At 61.8% G+C, this 10745-nt stretch carries 11 protein-coding genes; 8 read left to right on the forward strand and 3 right to left on the reverse strand.

The window, feature by feature from the left end; all coding sequences use genetic code 11:
• On the reverse strand, positions 1-1045 hold a 1045-nt coding region (locus AUR66_RS10415; RefSeq protein ID WP_058572366.1), incomplete at its 3' end, for a thiolase C-terminal domain-containing protein.
• 135 nt (positions 1046-1180) lie between these two features.
• Here AUR66_RS10415 and paaK point away from each other — a divergent pair.
• Positions 1181-2470 carry a phenylacetate--CoA ligase PaaK gene (gene paaK, locus AUR66_RS10420; protein ID WP_058572367.1) on the forward strand — a complete coding sequence of 430 codons (1290 nt, stop codon included), beginning with the start codon at positions 1181-1183 and terminating at the stop codon, positions 2468-2470.
• Between the two features lie 83 nt (positions 2471-2553).
• Here paaK and paaI read toward each other — a convergent pair whose 3' ends face one another.
• Positions 2554-2961 (reverse strand): hydroxyphenylacetyl-CoA thioesterase PaaI, encoded by a 408-nt coding sequence (paaI, locus tag AUR66_RS10425; protein WP_058572368.1) that lies wholly within the window; start codon positions 2959-2961, stop codon positions 2554-2556.
• A 94-nt stretch (positions 2962-3055) separates the two neighbouring features.
• Between paaI and AUR66_RS10430 the strand changes: the two genes are divergently transcribed.
• Entirely contained in the window at positions 3056-3526 is a 471-nt protein-coding gene (locus AUR66_RS10430) for a MaoC/PaaZ C-terminal domain-containing protein (RefSeq protein WP_058572369.1), read from the forward strand.
• 5 nt (positions 3527-3531) lie between these two features.
• Here the strand turns inward: AUR66_RS10430 and AUR66_RS10435 are convergent, their stop codons facing one another.
• Positions 3532-4020 carry a VOC family protein gene (locus AUR66_RS10435; RefSeq protein ID WP_058572370.1) on the reverse strand — a complete coding sequence of 163 codons (489 nt, stop codon included), beginning with the start codon at positions 4018-4020 and terminating at the stop codon, positions 3532-3534.
• Positions 4021-4073: 53 nt separating this feature from the next.
• Here AUR66_RS10435 and AUR66_RS10440 point away from each other — a divergent pair, with 53 nt between their 5' ends.
• The 6 genes from AUR66_RS10440 to AUR66_RS10465 all read left to right on the forward strand — a co-directional run.
• Positions 4074-5078 carry an LLM class flavin-dependent oxidoreductase gene (locus AUR66_RS10440; protein WP_058572371.1) on the forward strand — a complete coding sequence of 335 codons (1005 nt, stop codon included), beginning with the start codon at positions 4074-4076 and terminating at the stop codon, positions 5076-5078.
• 168 nt (positions 5079-5246) lie between these two features.
• Complete coding sequence (locus tag AUR66_RS10445; protein ID WP_082682172.1) at positions 5247-6431, forward strand: ABC transporter substrate-binding protein; 1185 nt, start codon at positions 5247-5249, stop codon at positions 6429-6431.
• Between the two features lie 2 nt (positions 6432-6433).
• The gene (locus AUR66_RS10450) at positions 6434-8410 is read left to right on the forward strand and encodes an ABC transporter permease (RefSeq protein ID WP_058572372.1); all 1977 of its coding nucleotides are present in this window, start codon (positions 6434-6436) and stop codon (positions 8408-8410) included.
• On the forward strand, positions 8403-9167 hold the full coding sequence (locus AUR66_RS10455; protein ID WP_058572373.1) for an ABC transporter ATP-binding protein: 765 nt from the start codon (positions 8403-8405) through the stop codon (positions 9165-9167). The genes AUR66_RS10450 and AUR66_RS10455 overlap by 8 nt, the downstream gene beginning before the upstream one ends.
• Positions 9164-9895 (forward strand): ABC transporter ATP-binding protein, encoded by a 732-nt coding sequence (locus AUR66_RS10460; protein ID WP_058572374.1) that lies wholly within the window; start codon positions 9164-9166, stop codon positions 9893-9895. The genes AUR66_RS10455 and AUR66_RS10460 overlap by 4 nt, the downstream gene beginning before the upstream one ends.
• Before the next feature lie 47 nt (positions 9896-9942).
• Positions 9943-10745: phenylacetate--CoA ligase family protein (locus AUR66_RS10465; protein WP_157533059.1), on the forward strand; the 803-nt coding region annotated here is incomplete at its 3' end.

Raw genomic sequence — 10745 nt, forward strand, 5'->3', positions numbered from 1 at the left:
TGAACGCCTCGACTGCCTGTCCCGCCCCGGTCGCACCGATGGGATGACCCTTCGACTTCAGGCCGCCGGATGGATTGACAGGTAAGTCACCACCTAACTCGGTGATGCCGTCGTCGACGAGTTCGGGCGCGCCGCCACGCTCGCAGAATCCGAGGTCCTCGTACGCCATGAGTTCGGCGATGGCGAAGCAATCGTGGACTTCCGCGAAGTCCACATCGTCCGGACCGAGACCCGCCATCTCGTATGCAGTCTCGGCCGCTTTCGCGGACGACCGAATCGACGTGTAGTCGTCGCGTTGGAACAGACCGACGCGTTCCGAGGCGGCACCGACGCCTGCCACTCGAACCGCGTCGTCGCAGGTGCTGGCCACGTCTTCGCTGGCGACGATGACCGCTGCGGCACCGTCGGAGGTCGGACAGCAGTGATAGAGGTTCAGCGGGTCTGCGACGACGGGAGCGTTTCGCGCGTCGTCGAGAGAGCACTCGAACCCGAGGTGTGCCTTGGGGTTCTTCGCGCCGTTCGCGTGGTTCTTCACCGCGACTTTGGAGAAGTGGTCTGGTGAGGCGTCGTCGTAGGTGTCGAGGTAGGAAGACGCCATCTGTGCGTAGACGCCCGAGAACGTCGTCCCAGTGAGTCGCTCCCACTCCGTCTCGCCGCTCACGCCCAGCCAATACTTCGCGACGTCGCCGCTCATGTCGGTCATCACTTCGTACCCGCCCGCCAGCGCCACGTCGGCCATACCGCTTTTCACTGCCTGAACTGCCTGTCGAACTGCGTATCCGCTCGCCGCGCAGGCGTTTTCGATTCGGGAACAGGGGACGCCGTGGAGTCCCACGTGTTCGGTGACTGCGGGGCCAGAGAGGCCAAGTTGTCGCCCACCGACACCGAGCGACCCGACGACTGCTTCGTCTACGTCGCCCGGTTCGACGCCGCCCGCGCTCGCCATCGCCTCTTCGTAGGCCGTCGCGAACAGCGACCGATAGCTCTCGTCCGGGAACGCACCGTACTTCGATTGGCCCGCTCCGACAATGTACGCATCTCGCATGGTAGTCGCTTGCGTGTCCCCCGCGAAATAGGTTCGCCTCGACGTGCCGGCGGACAGACCGCAGTATTTGCCCTCGAATCCGGCCGAAACGACCGCATCATTTTTATCATATTCTATCATCGGAGTCAATTGTAAATGGTATTCGATAGCATGGAGACCGCCTCACGAGACGAACTCCGTGAGGTCCAAGACGAGCGACTTCAGGAGATGGTACAGACCGCGTACGAGAACGTCGACTATTATCGCGAGATGTTCGACGCGGAGGGCCTCACACCCGAAGACGTCCAGAGCGTCGAGGACCTCTCGAAGTTGCCGTTCACGACGAAAGAGGACTTCCGCGACTACTACCCGACAGGGATGTTCGCCGTGGACATGGAAGACGTCGTCCGCATCCACGCGTCGTCCGGGACGACTGGGAAGCCGAAAATCGTCGGCTACACGCAAGACGACTTGGACGTGTGGAGCAAGGCAGTCGCACGTTGTCTCGTCGCCGCAGGCCTCGGTCCGGACGACGTGGTCCAAAACGCGTACGGCTACGGCCTCTTTACTGGAGGTCTCGGTCTCCACCAGGGTGTCGAAGAACTCGGCGCGACGGTCATCCCCATCGGCGGCGGCAACACCCAGCGCCAAGTCGAGATGCTCGCCGACCTCGGAAGCGACGCCATCTCGTGTACGCCGTCGTACGCGCTCTACCTCGCCGAAGTCGCTGAGGACATGGGTTACGACATCAAAGACCTCCCCCTGCGCGTCGTCATCTTCGGTGCCGAACCGTGCACCGAACCGATGCGCAACGAAATCGAAGAGCGTCTCGGCGTCACTGGCGTCGACATCTACGGCCTCTCCGAAATCGTCGGCCCCGGCGTCTCCATCGAGTGCCAAGAGCAAGACGGCCTCCACATCTGGGAAGACTACTTCTACCCCGAAGTGGTCGACCCGAACACCGGCGAACCCGTCGAGGAAGGCGAAGAAGGTGAGCTCGTCCTCACGACGCTGTCGAAACAGGCGCTTCCGGTGCTCCGGTACCGCACGGGCGACCTGACCCGACTGAACTACGACACCTGCGAGTGTGGTCGAACTGCGGTCCGCATGGACAACATCACGGGTCGCTCGGACGACCTCATCATCATCCGCGGGGTCAACTTCTACCCGAGCGAAGTCGAGTCGGTCGTCCTCGAGTTCGACGAAGTCGCACCGCACTACCGCATCGACATCACGCGCGAGGACAACCTCGACAAACTCAAAGTGACCGTCGAAGTCGTCGACGACTTCGATGGGTCCATCACCGACCTCAAGGGTCGCATCACGAAGCGCCTCTCGAACGTGCTGTCGTTCACCCCGGACGAACTGAACCTCGTCGAGTACGGGAACATCGCCCGCACCGAAGTCGGCAAGGTCCAACGCGTCTACGACCACAGAGGTCAGTAAGGACCCATCGGGCAGCAGCAAACTGGTACCTCGCCCCATCTTCTTCGCGCGTCACCGTCAGAATGAGCGACCGGTCTGTGCCGTCAGCGACCGGGCTTGTAGACCCGACCACGGAACGTCGCGATACGGTCGCCGGCATCGTCGGAGACGACGACTTCGTACTCGGCAGTTCGGCCACCGAGGTGTGTCTCTTCGGCGACGGCTGTGATAGTGTCGCCCACCTCTGCCGCCGCGAGGTAGGAGATGTTCGTCTCTAACGCGAACGCTGCATCACCGTGACTGTTCGACGCCGCCGCGAACGCCGCGTCTGCGAGCGTGTAGATACACCCACCGTGTGGCGTCCCGTGGAAGTTCAGGTGGTCTTCGTCGATGGTCATCGTCGTCTCGGCGTAGCCTTCACCGACGTCGGCGAGTTCGATTCCGACGCGTCCGCAGAAGGGGTCGTTGGACGCACGGTCACGTATCTCTGCGTGCTCGTCTGTTGCTGGCATGTGCTCACACTCACCGTCCCAGTTCAAGTAGGCATCGACTGTCAGGAACGATAAGTATGTAAAATACTTTATTCAGTGAGGGTGACGGTGGGGTATGGCATACAGCTACGAGCCTCACTACTTCGAGGACTTCGTCGAGGGCAAAGAGTTCGAAAGCGTCGGCCGGACCGTCACCGAGGCTGACTTCATGATGCACTCGGCGCTCTCGGGCGACTGGACGGAACTCCACACCAACAGCGAGTACGCCGAAGACACGCAGTTCGGCCAGCGCATCGCCCACGGTCCGATGACGTTCGTCCAGTCGACTGGGTTCGTCTACCGGTCGGGTATCGTCGAGCGCACGGCCATCGCGTTCCTCGGCATGAACTACATGGACCTCCCAAACCCCGTCTTCATCGGCGACACTCTCTCGCAGACGATGGTGGTCTCAGAACAGAAGGAACTCAGTAGCCGCGACGACGCGGGACTCGTAACCATCGACGTCCACATGACGAAACAAGATGGGACCACCGTCCTCGAAGGCGACATGAAGTTCCTCATCAAGACGAAAGCCGGCGAAGAGTAAGCAAGTCACCGACCTTTCAGCGGTTCACCCCGGACGAAGAGTGCGTGTGCGTCACCTTTGTCGGCGTAGTCGTCGTGGTACTCCATCAGTTGGAACAGTGCACCCGTCGGGTTTCGCGGCGAGACGAACGCCTCAGTCCAGCCATCTTCTTCCGAGTAGCCGACGATACGCTCGCCTGCCGATTCGAGGGCATCGACTGCCGCGTCGATGTCGACGACTTCGAGTGTGACGTGGTGGAGTCCGGGGCCGTGTTCGTCGAGGAACGCCGTGAGAAACGACTCGCCGTCGACCGGTGCGATGAGTTCGAGGCGTGAAGCGTCGCCGAGGACGTACGTCGCCCACTCGAACGTTCCGTCTGCAACCGTCTCTCGGTGGACGCACTCACACCCGAGGGCGAGTAACGTCGCTTCCGCGTCGTCGACACGTTCGACTGCGATTCCGACGTGGTCCACGCGTGCGGGCGGCATACGCGTGGCGTCGCTGGTATCGGTCATGCCACACCTTCGCCGTTCCGAACTATTAATAGTCGAGGTAGATACTCACTGCCATGGAAATCGGGACCGGCCTGTTCACGTGTCAGCGACGGCCAGACGACGACCGACCGATGTCGGAGCTCTACGACGAGATGTTGACGCTCGGGCGTGCAATCGACGACGCGGGCCTCGCGAGCGCGTGGGTGTCCGAACATCACTTCATGGAAGACGGCTACCTCTCGGGGACGATGCCTGCACTCGGTGCACTCGCCGCAGTGACGGAGAACATCGAACTCGGGACGTGTATCGCACTCGCTCCCCTGTACGACCCCATTCGACTCGCCGAAGACACCGCGACTGTCGACTTGCTCTCTGGCGGGCGGATGACACTCGGACTCGCCATCGGGTCGAACCCGCGCGAGTTCGACGCGTTCGACGTTCCTCGTGACGAACGTGTCGAACGTCTCGCCGACACCGTCGACATCCTCCGCGGCGCGTGGTCAGATGGCCCAATCGAACACGACTCTCCGTTCCACGACGGCGTGACCGGTGTCGACATCACGCCCAAGCCGTCTCGTGACGTTCCACTCATGCTCGGCGGCGCAGCGAAACCCGCGGTTCGCCGGGCAGCGAGAACCGCCGACGCGTGGTGTGCGCCGTCGTCGCTCTCGATTGGCGGCCTGAAAAAGCGCGTCGAGGACATTCGAAACGTGCGCGAGAAGGAAGGACTCGACGACGACTTCACTATCTACGTGCTCCAACACGGGTTCGTCGGCGACTCCAAAGAAGAGGCGTGGGATGCGATGAAGGATGGCTACCTCTACATCCAGCGCCGATACGCCGAGATTTTCTCGGGTGAGTCGGTCCCAGAACTCTCCGACGAACGCCGAGAGGAACTCAAAGAACAGGCGATATACGGAACCCCAGAAGACGTCATCGATGACCTCGAAACGTACCGTGATGCACTCGGTGACGACATTCACTTCATCTTCCGCACATACCACCCCGGCATCGGAACAGAGCGGATGGTCGAGTGCATCGACCGACTGGGTGAGGAAGTCGTCCCGCACTTTTCCTGACATATTCGGGCCTCACTCCGGTCTTCTTGTTCGGGCACCGACGCAAACATTTAAACGTGAAGGTTATCATGGTACTTATGCACATACATCATGACGCGAGAGGATACTTCCTCGAACGGAGGCCGTGGGCTCCGTTCGTCCCGACGACGATTCGTACAGGCGGCTGGGTTGGCTGGTGTTGCTGGACTGACTGGCTCGGCAGGATGTCTCGGCGGTGGCGGTGGGGGTGGCACGAACGCCATCACCTACGGCGTCATCAGCCCGATGACCGGCCCGTACGGGGGGTTGGCAGTTGGACAGCGAAACGGGGCGGAACTCGCTATCAAGCACGTCAACGAGAACGACGACCTGGACGTCGAGATTACCGGCGTCTACGAAGACACCGAAGCGGACCCATCGACCGGCCGCCGGAAAGCACAGTCCGTCGTCGAACAGGACGGTGCGTCGTACATCATGGGGGCGATTTCGTCGAGCGTCGCACTCGCGCTCAACGAGTTCGCGGCGGACAACGAAGTCATCTACAACCCCGGTGGGGCGGCAGTCCCCATCACCGGGTCGAACTGTAACGAGTGGGTGTTCCGAGCAGAGACGAACACCGCGCAGATGGCAGAGGCCGTCTCCGACTTCACCGCAGAGAACCTCGGCACGAACGTCTGGTTCCACATCGCCGACTACGCGTACGGTGAATCCGTGATGTCACGCGTGGAAAAGCGGATGAAAGACGGGCACGACATCAACGTCGTCGGCCGAAGTCGCTCGCAACTCGGGTCGACCAACTTCAACTCCTACATCAGCCAGATTGCCAACTCCGACGCGGACGTCGCCGTCCTCGGTATGACTGGTGGTGACCTCATCAACTTCGTCAAGCAGGCGGCGAGTCAGGGTCTCAAACAAGACGTCAATCTCATGTCGCCAACGATGACGTTCTCTGTCGTTCGCGGTGCGCTCGGTGAAGCGGCGTACGGAACCTACGGTGGCGTCCGCTACCTCCCGTCGCTCGAGACTGGTGACAACCAGACGTTCGTCGAGGCGTACCGCAGTGAGTACGACGCCGACCCGGACAACTTCGCCCGCGCGGCGTACATGTCTATCCGGATGACTGCACGGGGTATCGCCGAGGCAGACTCGACCGACCCTGCAGAAGTCAAAGACGTCCTTCCCGGACTGGAGATGGACTCCATCCTCGGCCCGAACCAGTTCCGCGACTGCGACCACCAGGCGATGAACCCCGTGTGGCCCGGTGAACTGGTCGCTCCCGAGAGCGGAAGCGGTCCGGCAGCGGTCGAACTCGGTGAGATGATAGACGGCGCGGATGCACTGCCCCCCTGCGCCGACCTTGGCTGCAACCTCTAAGCATGTCTGTCGCCAGCGCTGTCGCAGAGCAGGTCCTCAATGGACTCGTCGTCGGGATGGTCTACGTCCTCCTCGCCGCGGGACTGTCGATTATCTTCGGCGTCATGGACGTCATCAACTTCGCCCACGGTGAACTGTTCGCACTCGGTGCGTACTTCGCGTTCGCCATCGCCGGACCGCTCGGCGGTGCCGGCTTTTGGGTCGCCCTCGTCGTGGCACCGTTACTCGTCGGTGTCGTCGGTATGGGCATCGAGCGACTTACAGTGAAACGGCTCTACGGCCGCGACCCACTGTATCACATCTTGTTGACGTTCGGTCTCGTCCTCATCATCAACGACCTCATCACGTCTGTGTGGGGTAAGTCTGCCCAGCCATTCCCCATCCCAGCGGTGCTCGACCAGCCTGTCGCGCTGTTCGGGTTCAACTACTCGTTGTACAACTACGGCATCATCATCTTCGGGTCGATTCTCGCCCTCGGGACGTGGCTCCTGTTGAACCGGACTCGGTTCGGGATGATAATCCGTGCAGGGTCGGAAGACCGGGAGATGGTCCGCAACCTCGGTATCAACATCGACCGATACTACACCCTGACGTTCGGGCTGGGTGCGGCACTCGCCGGCGTGGCGGGTATCGTGCTCGGTGCGTACCAGAACGTCAGTCCGACGATGGGGTCGAGCGTGATTATCCCCGCGTTCGTCATCGTCGTCCTCGGCGGCCTCGGGTCGTTCCGTGGCGCAGTCGTCGGCGGGTTGTTCGTCGGCGTCGTCCAGACGCTCGCGCGGACTTACACGCCGTTCCTCGAAGGGCTCATCGTGTTCTTGCTGATGATCGTCGTGCTCGTCGTCCGGCCAAAGGGCCTCTTCGGCACGAACATCGGCGCTGGAGAACACCACGACGGTGCACTGCTCCACGGAGCAGGCGGCGGGGTGTTGTCGTCGGCGACACGGGCGAAACTTGGGTACGCCGCGGTTGGCGTGCTCGTTCTCGTGCCGTTCTTCGCCGAGTTGACTGGCGTCACCTACTCCGTCACGCTCCTCGAAGACATCCTCATCTGGGCGCTGTTCGCGCTCAGTCTGGACCTCGTCCTCGGGTACGCCGGACTCGTCTCACTCGGCCACACGTTGTTCTACGGCGTGGGTGCCTACGCCTCGGTGCTGACACTCATGCACTTCTCACCGTCGGTGTTCGTCGCACTCGCCGTCGCCGTAGTGGTCTGTGCCGTCATCGCGTGGAGTGTTGGGTACCTCTCGATACGGGTGTCTGGCGTCTTCTTCGCCATGATTACGCTCGCATTCGCGGAATTGTTCTACAACGCCGTGTTCAAGTTCGACTTCACCGGAGGCTCTGACGGCCTCTTCGGCGTCGACGTATTCTACGGCCTCGCCGGTCTCGGTATCGACCCGAGAGAGTTCGAGATTCCGCTCGGAATCATGACTATCGATGGGGGGATGGTGCAGTACTACTTCCTCCTCGCAGTCGTGGTCGGGTCGTACCTGCTGGCGCGCCGTCTCATTCGCGCGCCGTTCGGGTCGGTCCTCCAAGCCATCCGCGAGAGCGAAGAACGGGCGTCGTTCATCGGGTACGACGTGACGGCGTACAAGCGCCGCGCGTTCGTCGTCTCCGGTGGTCTCGCTGGCCTCGCTGGCGGCCTGTTCGCCGCCAACAACGGCTACGTCGCCCCGTCGTTCCTCCACTGGATAAACTCCGGTGAGGTCATCGTGATGACCGTCCTCGGCGGCATGGGGACGCTTTACGGGCCGATGATTGGTGCGGGTGTCTTCGTCGCCGCAGAAGACATCCTCTCGTCGTACATCGAGCAGTGGCAACTCGTCATCGGCGTGCTGTTCGTGCTGTTCGTCATCTTCGTCCCACGGGGCCTCGTGTCGCTCCCACAGACGATTACCGAACACTCGATGTTCGAGTCGGCCGTCGGTGACCGCACGAGTGTGAAAGACGCGGAGGTAGAACGCCATGACTGATACGATTCTCGAGACGCAGAACCTCACGAAAGAGTTCGGTAAACTCGTCGCCGTCGACGACGTAAATCTCGACATCGAACGCGGAGAGTTCCGTAGTCTCATCGGCCCGAACGGTGCAGGGAAGACGACGACGTTCAACCTGCTGACTGGGGCCCTCCGACCGACTCGCGGCACCGTGACGTTCAACGGTGAAGACGTGTCTGCGCTCCCGCCACACCAACGCGTGCGTCGTGGACTCGGACGCTCGTTCCAGATTACGAACGTCTTCTCCGGGCTAACCGTCCGCGAGAACGTTCGCCTCGCGGCACAGGCCGCGCGACACGAAGGCTTCACGCCCGTCGAGGAGTTCCTCGACAACAAGGACTCCTTCGACGACGTGAACGAACACACCGACCGCGTTCTCGAACGGTCTGGACTGCTCGGCCGGGGCGACGAGCCCGCCGACGTGATGGCCTACGGTGACAAGCGCCGTCTCGAAATCGCCATCGTGCTCGCGACGGACCCAGAGATGGTCCTCCTGGACGAACCGACGGCCGGGATGAGTGCCGAAGAGACGCGTTCGACGATGGACCTCATCGACGAGGTGCTGTCGGACCGGACGTTGCTCCTCATCGAACACGACATCGACCTCGTGATGCGCGTCTCCGACCGCATCACCGTCCTCCACCGCGGAGAGATTCTCTCCGAGGGGACGCCCGAGGAAGTCTCGGAAGACCCAGAGGTCCGAGAGGCGTACTTCGGAGGTGTCGAAGCATGAGCGGCGACGATACGCTCCTGTCGGTTCGTGACCTGGTCTCGGGGTACGGTTCGACCCGCGTCCTCCAGGGCGTCAACCTCGACGTCGAACGGGGGTCGGTCGTCACGCTCATCGGTCGCAACGGTGTCGGGAAGACCACGACGCTCCGGAGCATCCTCGGGAGTGTCACACCGACCAGTGGGTCGGTCACCTTCGAGGGCGAAGACATCACCATGCTGTCCCCCGAGAAGACTGCTCGTGAGGGAATCGCGCTCGTTCCGGAAGAACGACGCGTGTTCCCCGGCCTCTCGGTCCGCGAGAACGTCGAAATAGGACGCATCGGTGGCCGGCAAGACATCGACAAACCGACCGTGGACGAGGTCATCGACGAGTTCGAGAACCTCGTTCGCCACCGCAACAGCAAGGGTGCAAACCTCTCCGGCGGCGAACAGCAGATGCTCGCCGTCGCACGCGCCCTGGTCTCTGCACCGGACCTGCTGATGTTGGACGAACCGACGGAAGGTCTCGCACCGTCCATCGTCAAACAGGTCCAGCGCAAAATCAAGCAGTTGAACGACGAGGGTGTGACCATCCTTCTCGTCGAGCAGAACGTCCAAGTCGCACTCGACGCCGCGGACTACGTCTACATCCTCGACAAGGGGCAGGTCGTCCACGAAGGACCTGCCGACGAGGTGGCGGCGGACGACGAGATTCTCGACCGCTACCTCGGCGTCTCTGCGGCCGAGTAACCACATCGTGGATAATTTTTTGTGAACGTAAGGGAGACAACAGAACGATGGGTGAGAGTGACAGTGAAGACGTGACGCGACTGCCGCGACCGGAGTTGCGAGACGTACAGAACGAACGAGTCCGGGCAGTCGTCGAACACGCGTACGAGAACGTCGATTTCTACCGACGCAAACTCGACAGCGCAGGGGTACACCCGAGCGACATCCAGAGCGTCGACGACCTCTCGAAACTTCCGTTCACGACGAAAGAAGATTTCCGCGACGAGTATCCCACGGGGTTGTTCGCCGTCGACATGGACGATGTCGTGCGAATCCACGCCTCTTCGGGCACGACTGGTAAGCCGAAAATCGTCGGCTACACACAGGACGACTTGGACGTGTGGCGCGAGGTGATGTCACGTGGGTTCCGTGGTGCAGGCCTGACGAGTGACGACTCGCTACAGAACGCGTACAGTTACGGTCTCTTCACGGGCGGGTTCGGGTTCCACGACGGCGCGACTGCGATGGGGATGACCGTCGTTCCAACGGGGGGCGGAAACACCCAGCGCCAAGTCGAGATGCTCGCGGACCTCGACGTCGACTCGATTTGCCTCACACCGTCGTACGCACTCTACCTCGCGGAAGTCGCAGAAGACATGGGCTACGACCCAGCCGACTTACCGCTCTCGACGATTCTCTACGGCGCGGAACCGTGTACCGAACCCATGCGACGGGAAATCGAGACGAGGTTCGACGCGACGGCAGTCGAGAACTACGGTCTCTCGGAGATAATCGGTCCGGGCGTCGCTGTCGAGTGTCTCGAACAGGCAGGGATGCACATCTGGGAGGACCACTTCTACCCGGAAGTCGT

The organism is Haloferax profundi (assembly GCF_001469865.1).
In the GTDB taxonomy this organism is placed as follows: Archaea; Halobacteriota; Halobacteria; order Halobacteriales; family Haloferacaceae; genus Haloferax; species Haloferax profundi.